12 protein-coding genes are annotated in these 13715 nt (G+C 73.5%); 7 read left to right on the top strand and 5 right to left on the bottom strand.

Going from position 1 to position 13715, the window contains the following annotated elements:
• Positions 1-42: 42 nt before the first annotated feature.
• A complete protein-coding gene (gene argF / locus AB0A94_RS03565) occupies positions 43-1050 on the top strand; it encodes an ornithine carbamoyltransferase (RefSeq protein WP_361738206.1) in 1008 nt (335 codons plus the stop codon).
• Positions 1051-1065: 15 nt separating this feature from the next.
• Here argF and AB0A94_RS03560 read toward each other — a convergent pair whose 3' ends face one another.
• A complete protein-coding gene (locus tag AB0A94_RS03560) occupies positions 1066-1494 on the bottom strand; it encodes an ATP-binding protein (protein ID WP_361738203.1) in 429 nt (142 codons plus the stop codon).
• Positions 1495-1704: 210 nt separating this feature from the next.
• Between AB0A94_RS03560 and AB0A94_RS03555 the strand changes: the two genes are divergently transcribed.
• Positions 1705-2532, top strand: a complete 828-nt coding sequence (locus AB0A94_RS03555; protein WP_361738200.1) for an enoyl-CoA hydratase family protein — start codon at positions 1705-1707, stop codon at positions 2530-2532.
• Between the two features lie 4 nt (positions 2533-2536).
• Positions 2537-4897 carry a bifunctional salicylyl-CoA 5-hydroxylase/oxidoreductase gene (locus AB0A94_RS03550; RefSeq protein ID WP_361738198.1) on the top strand — a complete coding sequence of 787 codons (2361 nt, stop codon included), beginning with the start codon at positions 2537-2539 and terminating at the stop codon, positions 4895-4897.
• 128 nt (positions 4898-5025) lie between these two features.
• On the opposite strand, the gene AB0A94_RS03545 is transcribed toward AB0A94_RS03550, so the two are convergent.
• Complete coding sequence (locus AB0A94_RS03545; RefSeq protein ID WP_361738195.1) at positions 5026-5847, bottom strand: PaaX family transcriptional regulator C-terminal domain-containing protein; 822 nt, start codon at positions 5845-5847, stop codon at positions 5026-5028.
• A gap of 35 nt (positions 5848-5882) precedes the next feature.
• Complete coding sequence (locus tag AB0A94_RS03540; protein ID WP_361738192.1) at positions 5883-7493, bottom strand: AMP-binding protein; 1611 nt, start codon at positions 7491-7493, stop codon at positions 5883-5885.
• A 117-nt stretch (positions 7494-7610) separates the two neighbouring features.
• Here AB0A94_RS03540 and AB0A94_RS03535 point away from each other — a divergent pair, with 117 nt between their 5' ends.
• Both AB0A94_RS03535 and AB0A94_RS03530 read left to right on the top strand, forming a co-directional pair.
• Positions 7611-8828: an acyl-CoA dehydrogenase family protein gene (locus AB0A94_RS03535; RefSeq protein ID WP_361738189.1), complete on the top strand. Its 1218-nt coding sequence runs from the start codon at positions 7611-7613 to the stop codon at positions 8826-8828.
• Entirely contained in the window at positions 8825-9223 is a 399-nt protein-coding gene (locus AB0A94_RS03530; RefSeq protein WP_361738186.1) for a RidA family protein, read from the top strand. Before AB0A94_RS03535 ends, AB0A94_RS03530 begins: the two co-directional genes overlap by 4 nt.
• Before the next feature lie 47 nt (positions 9224-9270).
• On the opposite strand, the gene AB0A94_RS03525 is transcribed toward AB0A94_RS03530, so the two are convergent.
• Positions 9271-9465 (bottom strand): DUF5999 family protein, encoded by a 195-nt coding sequence (locus tag AB0A94_RS03525; protein WP_361738183.1) that lies wholly within the window; start codon positions 9463-9465, stop codon positions 9271-9273.
• A gap of 233 nt (positions 9466-9698) precedes the next feature.
• On the opposite strand from AB0A94_RS03525, the gene AB0A94_RS03520 reads away from it, so the two are divergent.
• Positions 9699-10142 carry a DUF6299 family protein gene (locus AB0A94_RS03520; RefSeq protein WP_361738180.1) on the top strand — a complete coding sequence of 148 codons (444 nt, stop codon included), beginning with the start codon at positions 9699-9701 and terminating at the stop codon, positions 10140-10142.
• Between the two features lie 30 nt (positions 10143-10172).
• Here AB0A94_RS03520 and AB0A94_RS03515 read toward each other — a convergent pair whose 3' ends face one another.
• Entirely contained in the window at positions 10173-11231 is a 1059-nt protein-coding gene (locus AB0A94_RS03515; RefSeq protein ID WP_361738177.1) for a helix-turn-helix domain-containing protein, read from the bottom strand.
• A gap of 375 nt (positions 11232-11606) precedes the next feature.
• Between AB0A94_RS03515 and AB0A94_RS03510 the strand changes: the two genes are divergently transcribed.
• Positions 11607-13652 carry a flotillin family protein gene (locus AB0A94_RS03510; protein ID WP_361738174.1) on the top strand — a complete coding sequence of 682 codons (2046 nt, stop codon included), beginning with the start codon at positions 11607-11609 and terminating at the stop codon, positions 13650-13652.
• Positions 13653-13715: the final 63 nt, after the last annotated feature.

The following is a 13715-nucleotide window of genomic DNA, read 5'->3' as shown; positions in this document are numbered from 1 at the left end:
TACACTTCCAAGTGTTCGTGTCCCCCATCCCTGGAGCACCCCATGGCGACTGTCCCGACCGCCCTCGCCGGCCGCCACTTCCTCAAGGAGCTGGACTTCACCGCGCAGGAGTTCCTCGGCCTGCTGGAGCTGGCCGCCGAACTGAAGGCCGCCAAGCGGGCCGGGACCGAGCATCGCCACCTGCGGGGCAGGAACATCGCGCTGATCTTCGAGAAGACCTCGACGCGCACGCGCTGCGCGTTCGAGGTCGCGGCCGCCGACCAGGGCGCCTCCACGACGTACCTCGACCCGTCCGGCTCGCAGATCGGCCACAAGGAGTCCGTGAAGGACACCGCGCGGGTGCTGGGCCGGATGTACGACGGGATCGAGTACCGGGGGGACAGCCAGGCCAAGGTGGAGGAGCTCGCGGCGTACGCGGGGGTGCCCGTCTACAACGGTCTCACCGACGACTGGCACCCCACCCAGATGCTCGCCGACGTGCTCACCATGACCGAGCACAGCCCCAAGCCGCTCACGGACATCGCCTTCGCCTACCTCGGCGACGCCCGCTTCAACATGGGCAACTCCTACCTCGTCACCGCGGCCCTGCTGGGCATGGACGTCAGGATCGTCGCCCCGAAGGACTACTGGCCCGCCGGGGAGGTCGTCGACCGGGCGCGGGAACTGGCCGCGTCGAGCGGGGCGCGCGTCACGCTCACCGAGGACGTCGCCGAGGGCGTCGCGGGCGCGGACTTCGTCGGCACGGACGTCTGGGTCTCCATGGGGGAGCCCAAGGAGGTCTGGGACGAGCGGATCAAGGCCCTCGCCCCGTACGCGGTGACCATGGACGTCCTGCGCGCCACCGGCAACCCGGACGTGCGGTTCCTGCACTGCCTGCCCGCCTTCCACGACCTCGGCACCAAGGTCGGCCGGGAGATCTTCGAGACCCACGGCCTCACCTCCCTGGAGGTGACCGACGAGGTCTTCGAGTCGGCGCACTCGGTCGTCTTCGACGAGGCGGAGAACCGGATGCACACGATCAAGGCCGTCCTGGTCGCGACCCTCGCCTGAGCCCCCGCGTCCCGCTCAGACCGGGCGCCGCTGGCCCGGCAGCCGGAACCACACCGCCTTGCCGGACTCGGTGGGGCGGTGGCCGCAGGACGAGCTCAGGGTGCGGATCAGCAGCAGCCCGCGCCCGTGCTCCTGCCAGGGGTCGGGCACGCCGCGGGCCGGACGGGTGAGGTCGCCGGGCGGCTCCGGGTCGGCGTCGTGCACCTCGACCTGGCAGCCGGCCGGCAGCAGCCGCACCACCAGCTCTATCGGGGCGCTCCCGGAGGTGTGCTCCACGGCGTTGGCCACCAGCTCCGCCGTCAGCAGCTCCGCCGTGTCGCAGTCGGCGGCGTGCTCCCGTTCGGCCAGCGCCGTACGGACCAGCGCACGCGCCACCGGCACCGCCGCGGTGGTGTGCGGCAGTGCGACGCGCCAGGAGGTGGAGGCGGCGGGAGGTTCGTGCACGGCGAGTCCGTTCGTGGAGCGGGTGCTCCTGTTTTCAGCCGCCCATGGTACGGCGCACCCGGTGCGGCCCTGCGAGGGGGCGGGCCCCGCCGCGCGCGACGGCGCCCGAACAGCGTATCGCGCGGCCATGACGACGGTCACCGATCGGTGATAACTTCATGGGGCAGAGCTCACTGAGCAGCGCAGTGCCCGTCCTAGGAGGCCGCCCTCATGAGTCCCTTCACCGGCTCCGCCGCCCGCACCGACCGCTGGGAGCATCTGCGCGTCGAGCTCGCCGACGGCGTCGCCACCGTCACCCTCGCCCGCCCCGACAAGCTCAACGCGCTCACCTTCGGCGCCTACGCCGACCTGCGCGACCTGCTCGCCGAGCTGTCCCGGGAGCGGGCCGTACGGGCCCTGGTGCTGGCCGGCGAGGGGCGCGGCTTCTGCTCCGGCGGCGACGTCGACGAGATCATCGGCGCGACCCTCGCCATGGACACCGCGCAGCTCCTCGACTTCAACCGGATGACCGGCCAGGTGGTGCGGGCGGTACGGGAGTGCCCGTTCCCGGTGATCGCCGCGGTGCACGGAGTGGCGGCGGGCGCCGGCGCGGTCCTCGCCCTGGCCGCCGACTTCCGGGTCGCCGATCCCAGCGCCCGCTTCGCCTTCCTCTTCACCCGGGTCGGCCTGTCGGGCGGCGACATGGGCGCGGCGTACCTGCTGCCGAGGGTCGTCGGCCTGGGCCACGCCACCCGGCTGCTGATGCTGGGCGACACGGTGCGCGCGCCGGAGGCCGAACGCATCGGCCTGATCAGCGCACTGGCCGACGAGGGCGGCGCGGACGAGGCCGCCCGGAACCTGGCCCGCCGCCTCGCCGACGGCCCGGCACTCGCGTACGCCCGGACCAAGGCCCTCCTCACGGCGGAGCTGGACATGCCCCTGTCGGCGGCGGTCGAACTGGACGCCTCGACCCAGGCCCTGCTGATGAACGGCGAGGACTACGCCGAGTTCCATGCGGCCTTCACCGAGAAGCGCCCGCCGAAATGGCGGGGGAGGTAGCGGGATGCGCTCGACCGACGGCACGCCCCACAAGAAGAACCACCCCCTTCGGGTGGCGATCGTCGGCGGAGGCCCCGGCGGCCTCTGCACCGCCGCGCTGCTCAAACGCCTGGCCCCCGACCGTCAGGTCACCGTGTGGGAACGCAACGCCCCCGAAGACACCTTCGGCTTCGGCGTCGTCCTCTCCGACGAGACCCTGGGAGGGATCGAGCACGCCGACCCGGAGGTCTACGGAGCCCTCCGACGCTCCTTCGTCCACTGGGACGACATCGACATCGTCCACCGGAACATCCGCCACACCTCCGGAGGGCACCGCTTCGCCGCCCTCGGCAGGCACCGCCTGCTGGAGATCCTGCACGAGCGCTGCCGCTCCCTCGGAGTCGACCTGCGCTTCCGCACCGAGGCACCCGACCCGGCCCGGCTGGCGGAGACGTACGACCTGGTGGTGGCCGCCGACGGGGTGCACAGCGGCACGCGCGAGGCCTTCGCCCACGTGTTCCGGCCCCGGATCACCGCGCACCGCTGCCGCTACATCTGGCTGGCCGCCGACTTCGCCTTCGACGCCTTCCGCTTCGAGATCGCCGAGACCGAGCACGGCGTGATGCAGCTGCACGGCTACCCGTACTCCCGCCCGTCGCCCGGCCACCGCCCCTCGACGAGGCCCTCCGGGCCGCAGGACCACGGCGCCTCCACCGTGATCGTCGAGATGCGCGAGGAGGTGTGGCGCGCCGCGGGATTCGACGAGACGGACGAGAGCGAATCGGCCGAGCGCTGCGCCAAAATCTTCTCCGACGCGCTCGGCGGACGCCCGCTGAAGTCCAACGACTCGGCGTGGACCACCTTCCGCACGGTCGTCAACGAGCGCTGGTCGCACGGCAACGTCGTGCTCCTCGGCGACGCCGCCCACACCGCGCACTTCTCCATCGGCTCCGGCACCAAGCTCGCCGTCGAGGACGCGCTGGCGCTCGCCGCGTGCCTGGACGAACACTCGTCACCGGCCGACGCGCTGGCCGCCTACGAGGCGGAGCGCCGGCCCGTCGTCGCCTCCACCCAGCGCGCCGCCCGGGCCAGCCTGGAGTGGTTCGAGAACCTGTCCCTCTACGTGGACCAGCCGTCCCGCCGGTTCGCCTTCAACCTGCTCACCCGCAGCCGCCGCGTCACCCACGACAACCTGCGGCTGCGCGACGCCCGCTTCACCGGGTCGGTGGAGCGCGAGTTCGGCTGCCCGCCCGGCACGCCGCCGATGTTCACCCCGTTCCGGATGCGCGGACTGACCCTGCGCAACCGGGTCGTCGTCTCGCCCATGGACATGTACTCGGCGGTCGACGGCGTCCCCGGCGACTTCCACCTCGTGCACCTCGGCGCCCGCGCGCTGGGCGGGGCCGGACTGGTGATGACCGAGATGGTGTGCGTCAGCCCCGAGGGGCGCATCACGCCCGGCTGCGCGGGCCTCTACACCGGTCGGCAGACCGAGGCGTGGCGGCGGATCACCGACTTCGTGCACGATCGGGCGCCCGGCACCGCGATCGGCGTGCAGCTCGGCCACAGCGGCCGCAAGGGCTCGACCAAGCCGATGTGGGAGGGCATGGACGAGCCGCTCGACGACGGCAACTGGCCCCTCGTCGCCGCCTCGCCCCTGCCGTACCGGCCGGGCAGCCAGATCCCCCGCGAACTGTCCCGGGCCCAGCTCACCGACCTGAGGGAACAGTTCACGGCCGCCGCCGTGCGGGCCGCGCGGGCCGGTTTCGACCTGCTGGAACTGCACTGCGCCCACGGCTACCTGCTCTCCGGCTTCCTCTCCCCGCTCACCAACCACCGCACCGACGCCTACGGCGGCTCACCGGAGAAACGGCTCCGCTTCCCGCTGGAGGTGTTCGACGCGGTGCGCGCGGCGTGGCCGGGGGACCGGCCGATGACCGTCCGGATCTCCGCCACCGACTGGGCGGAGGGCGGCACCACGGCCGACGACGCGGTCGCGATCGCCCGCGCCTTCGCCGCGCACGGCGCCGATGTGATCGACGTGTCGACCGGGCAGGTCGTGGCCGACGAGACACCGGAGTTCGGGCGCTCGTACCAGACCCCGTTCGCCGACCGGATCCGGCACGAGGCGGGCGTCCCGGTGATCGCGGTCGGCGCGATCTCCTCCTGGGACGACGTCAACTCCCTGATCCTGGCCGGGCGTACGGACCTGTGCGCCCTGGCCCGCCCCCACCTCTACGACCCCCACTGGACGCTCCACGCGGCGGCCGAGCAGGGCTACGAGGGCCCGGGCGCGGTCTGGCCGGCACCGTACCGTGCGGGCAGCAGGCGGCCCCGGACCGGCCGCACGGACGCGCCCAGACCCCGTCTCGGCCTCGGGAGCTGACCCCGGACGTCACGAGCCCCGCCCGCCGGGCCGGCCCGTGCCCCGCCGGCGTCGCGTGGACCGCGTCGGCCGGCTCCCACGGGGCCGGCGACCGGGTGCGCGGGACCGGCGCCGGGCCGGTGGGCGGCTCACACGTCCACGAACACCGCCCCCGCGTCCCGCAACCGCTCGTGCAGGGAGCGGAAGACGGCCGCCGAGCGGGTGCCCGGCCAGTCGGCGGGGAGCAGGGCGGCGGGCAGGCCCGGGTCGGCGTAGGGGAGGTGGCGCCAGGAGTCCAGGGCGAGGAGGTAGTCGCGGTAGGCGTCCTCGGGCGGGGTGTCCGCGCGCCGCTCCCAGGCGCGCAGCACCCGCGCGTGCCGGTCCAGGAACGCCTCGTGCTGCTCGGCGATCCGGGCCAGGTCCCACCAGCGGGCGACCGCCTCCGCGGTGGGCGCGAAGCCCAGGTGCTCGCCGCGGAAGAAGTCGACGTAGGCGTCCAGGCGCAGGCGCTCCAGGCTGTGCCTGGCCTCCTCGTACAGCCGCGCGGGGGCGATCCACACGCCGGGGGCCGCCGTGCCGAAGCCGAGGCCGGACAGCCGGGAGCGCAGCACGTGCCGCTTCTGCCGTTCGGACTCCGGGACGGAGAACACGGCGAGCACCCAGCCCTCGTCCTCGGGCGGATCGGTGGCGTACACGCGCCGGTCGCCGTCGTCGAGCACCTGGCGTGCGTCGGGCGACAGTTCGTAGCCGGCCGCGCCCTGTGCGGTACGCGCGGGGACGAGCAGGCCGCGCCGTTTGAGCCGGGACACCGAGGAGCGGACGGACGGGGCGTCCACGCCGACCGCGGCCAGCAGCCGGATCAGCTCGGCGACGGGCACCGGGCCCGGCACGAAGCGGCCGTACGCGCCGTAGAGCGTGACGATGAGGGATCTCGGAGCGTGGAGGACTTGCTGGTCGGACACGTTGATCATCTTAGGTCGTATGCGGACGGCGAGGTTCCCCGACGTCACGCACGGTCGTCCCCGCTCCCGGTGGGAGCGCGCAGCCGGAACCGCTGGAGCTTGCCGGTGGCCGTGCGGGGCAGGGCGTCCAGGAAGACGATCTCCCGCGGGCACTTGTACGGCGCGAGCTCGGACTTCACGAAGGCGCGCAGCGCCTCGGCGTCGCGTTCCGCGCCCTCCCTCAGGACCGCGTACGCCACCACGACCTGGCCGCGCGCCTCGTCCGGCCGTCCGACCACCGCCGCCTCGACCACGTCCGGGTGGCGCAGCAGGGCGTCCTCGACCTCGGGGCCGGCGATGTTGTACCCGGCCGAGATGATCATGTCGTCGGCGCGGGCGACGTACCGGAAGTAGCCGTCGGGGTCACGGACATAGGTGTCGCCGGTGATGTTCCAGCCGCCGCGCACGTACTCCCGCTGGCGCGGGTCGGCGAGGTAGCGGCAGCCGACGGGGCCGCGCACCGCGAGCAGTCCCGGCTCCCCGTCGGGCACGGGCGTGCCGTCGGCGTCCTGCACGCGCGCCTGCCAGCCGGGGACCGGAACTCCCGTCGTGCCGGGGCGGATCGCCTCGTCGGCGGCGGAGACGAAGATGTGCAGCAGTTCGGTGGCGCCGATGCCGTTGATGATCCGCAACCCGGTGCGCTCGTGCCAGGCCCGCCAGGTGGCGGCCGGCAGGTTCTCGCCCGCCGAGACGCAGCGGCGCAGCGACGTGACGTCGTGGCCGTCGAGTCCGGCGAGCATCGCGCGGTAGGCGGTGGGCGCGGTGAACAGCACCGAGACCCTGTGCTCGGCGATCGCGGCCAACAGCTGGGTGGGGTGCGCCTGTTCGAGGAGCAGCGCGCTCGCCCCGGCCCGCAGCGGGAACACCACCAGGCCGCCGAGCCCGAAGGTGAAGCCCAGCGGGGGACTGCCGGCGAACACGTCGTCCGCGACCGGCTTCAGCACGTGCCGGGAGAAGGTGTCCGCGATCGCCAGCACGTCCCGGTGGACGTGCATGCAGCCCTTGGGGCGTCCGGTGGTGCCGGAGGTGAAGGCGATCAGCGCCACGTCGTCGGCCGCGGTCGGCACGGCCTCGTACGGCGTCGCGGGCGCCGGGCGGTGCAGCAGGTCGCCGGGGGAGTCGCCGCCGTAGGTGGTGAGGGAGAGGTCCGGGACACCGGCCTTGGCGAGGTCGTCGACGGCCCTGACGTCGCACAGGGCGTGGTGGACCTCGGCGATCTCGCAGACGGTGCTCAGCTCGTGCGGGCGCTGCTGGGCCAGCACAGTGACGGCGATCGCGCCCGCCTTCAGCACCGCCAGCCAGCAGGCGGCCAGCCACGGCGTGGTGGGGCCGCGCAGCAGCACCCGGTTGCCGGGGACGACCCCGAGGTCGCCGGTGAGGAGGTGCGCGAGCCGGTCCACGCGGGCGCGCAGCTCGCCGTACGTCCACCTCGTGCCGTCGGGGGTGCGGAACGCCGGGCGGTCGTCGGGCGGGCCGTGCAGCAGCTCCGCGGCGCAGTTCAGCCGGTCGGGGTAGCGCAGCTCCGGCAGGTCGAAGCGGAGTTCGGGCCACTGGCCGGGTGGCGGGAGGTGGTCGCGGGCGAAGGTGTCGACGTGCGCGGTGGCCCGTGGGTTCATGACGGTTCGCCCCCTTGGCGTGGTGGGCTCGCATCAGGAGCGTATCGTGTTGGTGACGGCAGTCAACGGTTCGCGATAACCTCGGGAGTGGCCCGGAGGCGAGGGAAGGGACCGGCGATGACCGCATTCTCGCTCGAACCGGCACGACTCGCCTGGTGCGCCGAGCTGCGCGCACTGGCCGCGGAACGCCTGCGGCCACTCGCCGGGAAGGGTGAACCCGGCCGGGTCGACCGCGCCCTGGTCGCCGAACTGGGCACCCTCGGCCTGCTCCCCCGCCTGTTCACCTCGGGCGCCCTCGACCTGTGCCTGATGCGGGAGTCCCTGGCCCACGCCTGCACCGAGGCGGAGACCGCCCTGGCCCTCCAGGGCCTCGGCGCCCACCCGGTGCACGCCCACGGCACCCCCGCCCAGCGCGCCCGCTGGCTCCCGGGGGTGAGCGACGGCAGCGTCGTCGCGGCGTTCGCGCTCAGCGAGCCGGACGCCGGCTCGGACGCGGCGGCGCTGTCGCTCACGGCGGAGCTGGCCGAGCGGGACGCGGCGGCGTCGGGTGCCGCCCCGGCCCCGGCGCCCCCGGATGCCGCCCCGGCCCCGGCGTCCCTGGCCGCGCACCCCGAGGGCCGCTCCGGATGGCGGCTCACCGGGGAGAAGTGCTGGATCTCCAACGCCCCCGACGCCGACTTCTACACCGTCTTCGCCCGCACCACCCCCGGCGCCGGCGCGCGGGGCGTGACCGCCTTCCTGGTTCCCGCCGACCGCCCCGGCCTCACCGGCAGCCGCCTCGACATGCTCTCCCCGCACCCCGTCGGCACCCTCCGCTTCGACGCCGTACCGGTGACCGCCGACGACGTGCTCGGTGAGGCCGACCGGGGGTTCCGGGTCGCCATGGACACCCTCAACCTGTTCCGCCCCAGCGTCGGCGCCTTCGCGGTCGGCATGGCGCAGGCCGCCCTGGACGCGACCCTCGCCCACACCGCCCGGCGGGACGCGTTCGGCGGCAAGCTGAAGGACCTCCAGACCGTCGCCCACCAGGTCGCCGAGATGGCGCTGCGCACGGAGTCGGCCCGGCTCATGGTGTACGCGGCGGCGACGGCGTACGACGAGGGCGCCGCCGACGTGCCCCGGCGCTCCGCGATGGCGAAGCTGCTGGCCACCGAGACCGCGCAGTACGTCGTCGACCGGGCCGTCCAGCTGCACGGTGCCCGCGCCCTGCAGCGCGGGCACCTGCTCGAACACCTCTACCGCGAGGTCCGCGCACCCCGCGTCTACGAAGGGGCGAGCGAAGTGCAACGGGGCGTCATCGCCAAGGAGCTGTACCGGAACGTGGAGGACCGGTGAGCGCCGAGCGCGTCAACCCGCCCGGACTCTCCCCGCCGGCCGGCTTCTCCCACGCCGTCGTCGCCACCGGCTCCCGGCTGGTGTTCCTGGCCGGCCAGACCGCCCTCGACGCCGACGGCGAGGTGGTCGGGGACACCCTGCCCGAACAGTTCGCGCGGGCCCTCACCAATCTCCTCACCGCCCTGCGCGCGGCCGGCGGCACCCCCGCCGACCTGGCCCGCGTCACCGTCTACGCCACCGACGTGGCCGCGTACCGCACCCACGCCCGCGCACTCGGCCGCATCTGGCGGGAGCTGGCCGGCCGCGACTACCCGGCGATGGCGGTCGTCGGGGTGGTCCGCCTCTGGGACGAACAGGCCCTGGTCGAACTCGACGGCTTCGCCCTGCTGCCCTGAGCGGGGCGGACCGGCTCAGGCGGCGACCGGCTCAGGCGGCAATCGGCTCAGGCGGCGACGGCGAGCCGGTCGGCGGGGACGCGGTGCGGGGCGATCACCCGGCCGTCGGGGAGCAGCTCGCCGGTGTCGTCGAAGACGATCGCACCGTCGCACAGCAGGCTCCAGCCCTGCTCGGGGTGGGCGGCCACCACATGTGCGGCGGAGTCATGGGGCCGGGGGCAGGAAGACCGGTGGGCACACATGGCGCACCTCCACATAGGTGGAACGATCCGAATGGGTCGTATGCACAGACCATGCCCGGGACGCGCACGCGTCGGAACCGCCGGCCGGGAAACGTGACAGCCCCAGGACATTCCCGGGACGGTTCCCCGACGGCCGCGGCCGACTCGCCACCGAAGGGGTGACGACGACCGGCCCGGGCCCCACGCCGGGTACTGGTGGAGCTCCTTGTTCCGCTCATTTCGGGAGGTTCCCCATGTCCGTACGTCCCGTCCTCGGTGCCGCGGCCGGTTCCGCGTTGCTGCTGCTCGGTTTCGCCGCGGCGGCCCCCTCGCCGGCGTCGGCCGCCCCCTCCACCACCTCGGAGTCCGTGACGGTGGACGCGGAGGGCCGGATGGCCGACGGCGCCGTCACCCTCTCCGGTACCTACCGCTGCCTCGGCGGTGACGGGCCGGTCTTCGTCAGCTCCTCGGTCGGCCGGTCCTCGTCCGACACCCACTACTCCGGCGGCGGCACCCGCGCGGTGTGCGACGGCGAGGAGCACCGCTGGGAGGACACCGCCACCGTGCCCGACAACGCCCTCGAGGAGGGCCGGGCCCACGTCGAGGCCACCCTCGTGGAGCTGCGCCCCGGCGGCGTCCTCCTGCTGCCCGCCTTCCACGCGGCCGAGCACCGGGACATCACCCTGGTCGAGGACTGACATCCATAGGAGCATCCCGGGCGTCCCCCCTCACGACTCGCCGGCGGGCCAGTCCAGCAGGCGTGCGCCGATCACCGCCGTCTGGAGCATGTAGCGGTGGGACGGGTCCGACGGGTTGGCGCCGGTGAGCTTGTGGATGCGCTCCAGACGGTAGGTCAGCGCGCGCACGCTCAGCGAGAGCCGCCGGGCCGCCTCCGCGGCGACACAGCCGGAGTCGAAGTACGCGGTGAGCGTGTCCAGGAGGGGCGCGGCGCCGCCGCGGGCCGTGGCCAGCGGCCCCAGGGTGTTGTGCACCAGGTCGGCCATCGCCTGGCGGTCACGGGCCAGTACGGGATAGACGAGCAGGTCGGCGGCGCGCAGCACCGGATCGTCGAGCCCCAGCCGCTCGGCTATCTCCAGTGAGCCGAGGGCCTCCTCGTAGGACTGGACGACACCGCCCGGACCCGGCTGCGGGCGGCCGATGGCGACCTGGCCGCCGTCGGTGGCGGCGTGCGCCTGCTTCGCGAAGTACGTGAGCACCTCCCGCTGGTGCCCGGGGGCGATGCACAGCAGCCGTCCGTCCTTGGTGGTGAGCAGGATGCTGCGGTCACCGAACCGGGAGAGCAGGGCGCGCTCCACCTGCCGCGGTACGGGGTCGCCCTCGTCGTAGGCGACCGCGCCCCGGGCGACGGCGACCGCGTGCTCGTGGGACAGCCGCAGCCCGAAGCGCCCGGCGCGTTCCGCCAGCCGTCCCAGATCGCTGCGGCCGTAGAGCAGGTCGTCGATGAACTCACGCCGCGCCGCCTCCTCCTGACGCACCGCCATCCGCTGGGCCCGCTCGTACCCCTCGGCGAACGCGTCCACGACCTGCTGCACGGCCACGAGCGCGCTGTCGGCCGAGTCCGCCCCGCGCGGCCACGCCCCGCGGGCGCCGGACAGATGCGCGTTGACGAGGGACCGCAGACCGAAGCCCGCCTCCGCGGCCCGTTCCCCCAGGGCCCGCCGGGAGGCGATCTCGTCCCGGGTGAGGCGTCTGCCCGTGGCCGCGACCTCGGTCAGGATGTGGGCATAGCCCTCGAGATACTCCTCCGGGACCTGCCGTTCCGTCACGCCTTCCCCCCGATTCTTGACGCTTCCCTGACGCGCCGGTTGTGTCACACCGGCATCAAGACACTAATGAACATTGCCGGGTTCCGGCAATGCGCGAGTCCGTCCCGAGCGGGCAGCATGGTCCGCGGGGAGCACCGCGGATGGTTCCGGTGCCGGGCACCGGCAGGTGCCCGGGCCGGGACCCGGAGGGGAGCGGTGCTGCCACCCCGACGTGAGCGGTGAGCAGGGGGGGCGCGCCGGGTGCGGACGGCGTCCGTCCGCGCCCGGCGCAGAACCGCGGCGGCCGCTGCGCCGTCTCCTCCTCCACCGGACCTTCACCCGCCTCGTCAACGAGGCACCGCTCGACCTACTTTCCAGTCCAGGAGGACGTGTCCCATGGATGCCGCCACCGTGGGCATCGCCGTACTCGTCGGCGTCGCCCTGCTGCTCGTGCTCATCGGCCTGCTCGTCGTCTCCAAACTGTTCCGCAAGGTGGAGCAGGGCAAGGCGCTGATCGTCTCCAGGACCCGCAGGGTCGACGTGACCTTCACCGGGTCGGTCGTGCTGCCGGTGCTGCACAAGGCCGAGGTGATGGACATCTCGGTGAAGACCATCGAGATCACCCGGGCCGGCAAGGAAGGCCTGATCTGCCGGGACAACATCCGCGCGGACATCCGCATCACGTTCTTCGTCAAGGTCAACAAGACCGTCGACGACGTCATCAAGGTCGCCCAGGCCGTCGGCACCGCGCGGGCCAGCGACCGCAACACGCTCCAGGAGCTGTTCCACGCCAAGTTCTCCGAGGCGCTGAAGACCGTCGGCAAGCAGCTGGACTTCACCGACCTCTACACCAAGCGCGAGGAACTGCGGTACCGGATCATCGAGGTCATCGGCGTCGACCTGAACGGCTACCACCTCGAGGACGCGGCGATCGACTACCTGGAGCAGACGCCGCTGACCCAGCTCGACCCGGGCAACGTCCTCGACGCGCAGGGCATCCGCAAGATCACCGAGCTGACGGCCGTGGAGCACGTCCGCACCAACGAGGCCCAGCGCAACGAGCAGAAGGAGATCACCCGGCAGGACGTCGACGCGCGCGAGGCGATCCTGGAGCTGGAGCGCCGGCAGGCCGACGCCGAGATCAAGCAGAAGCGGGAGATCGAGACCGTACGGGCCCGCGAGGAGGCCGAGACTGCGCGGGTGGTGGAGGAGGAGCGGCTGCGGGCGCAGAGCGCCTTCCTGCGCACCGAGGAGCAGCTCGGCGTGCAGCGCGAGAACCAGGCCCGTGAGGTCGCCGTCGCCGCCAAGAACCGCGAGCGGGTCATCGCCGTGGAGAGCGAGCGCATCGAGAAGGACCGCCTCCTGGAGGTCATCGCCCGCGAGCGGGAGACCCAGCTGACCAGGATCGCCGCCGACAAGGAGGTCGAGGCGGAGAAGCGGGAGATCGCCGAGGTCGTCCGGGAGCGGGTCGCGGTGGACCGTACGGTCGCCGAGCAGGAGGAGTCGATCAAGAAGCTGCGGGCCGTGGAGGAGGCGGAGCGGCAGCGGCAGGCCGTGATCATCGCAGCGGAGGCCGAGGCGCAGGAGAAGCTGGTCAAGGACATCAAGGCCGCCGAGGCCGCCGAGCAGGCCGCCACGCACCGCGCCGCCGAGGAACTCACCCTCGCCGAGGCCCGGTTGAAGACCGCCGACCTCGACGCACGGGCCAAGCTGCGGCTGGCCGAGGGCGTCCAGGCGGAGTCCGCGGCCGAGGGGCTGGCCGTCGTCCAGGTCCGTGACAAGGAGGCCGACGTCATCGAGAAGGCGGGCCGCGCGGAGGCCGAGGCCACCGGGGCCCGGCTGCGCGCCGAGGCCGAGGGGGCGCGGGCCAAGGCCCTCGCCGACGCGGAGGCCATCGGCAGCAGGCTGCGGGCGGAGGCGGCCGGCCTCACCGAGAAGGCGGCGGCGATGGCCGCCCTCGACGAGGCGTCCCGCGGCCACGAGGAGTACCGGCTGCGGCTGGAGGCCGAGAAGGACGTCCGGCTCGCCGGACTGGACGCGCAGCGGCAGATCGCCGAGGCACAGGCCACCGTCCTCGCCGCCGGACTGGAGAACGCGGACATCAACATCGTCGGCGGGGAGTCGGTGTTCTTCGACCGCCTCGTCTCCTCGATCGCGCTCGGCAAGGGCGTGGACGGCTTCGTCAAGAACTCCGAGACCGCGCAGGCCCTCGCCGGACCCTGGTTGGACGGCTCGGCGAGCTTCACCGACGACCTGAGCCGGATCCTCGGCTCCGTCTCCACCGCCGACGTGCAGAACCTCACGGTGTCCGCGCTGCTGATGCGGCTGATGCAGCAGGGCGGTGAGAACACCGGACGGTTCAAGGAACTGATCGAGAAGGCCGGTGAGCTGGGCCTCTCGGACACACCGCTGGCCGTGCCGAACGGCCGCGCCGGGGCCTGACCACCCTCCGGCCGGGAGCCGCCGCGCAGGGGACGGCGGCTCCCGGCCGCACCTTCCGAGAGG

Origin of the sequence: Streptomyces sp. NPDC044984, assembly GCF_040646935.1 — a bacterium.
GTDB lineage: Bacteria > Actinomycetota > Actinomycetes > Streptomycetales > Streptomycetaceae > Streptomyces.
The sequence above is the reverse complement of the archived record's forward strand: the minus strand, read 5'-3'. Positions and strand labels throughout refer to the sequence as shown.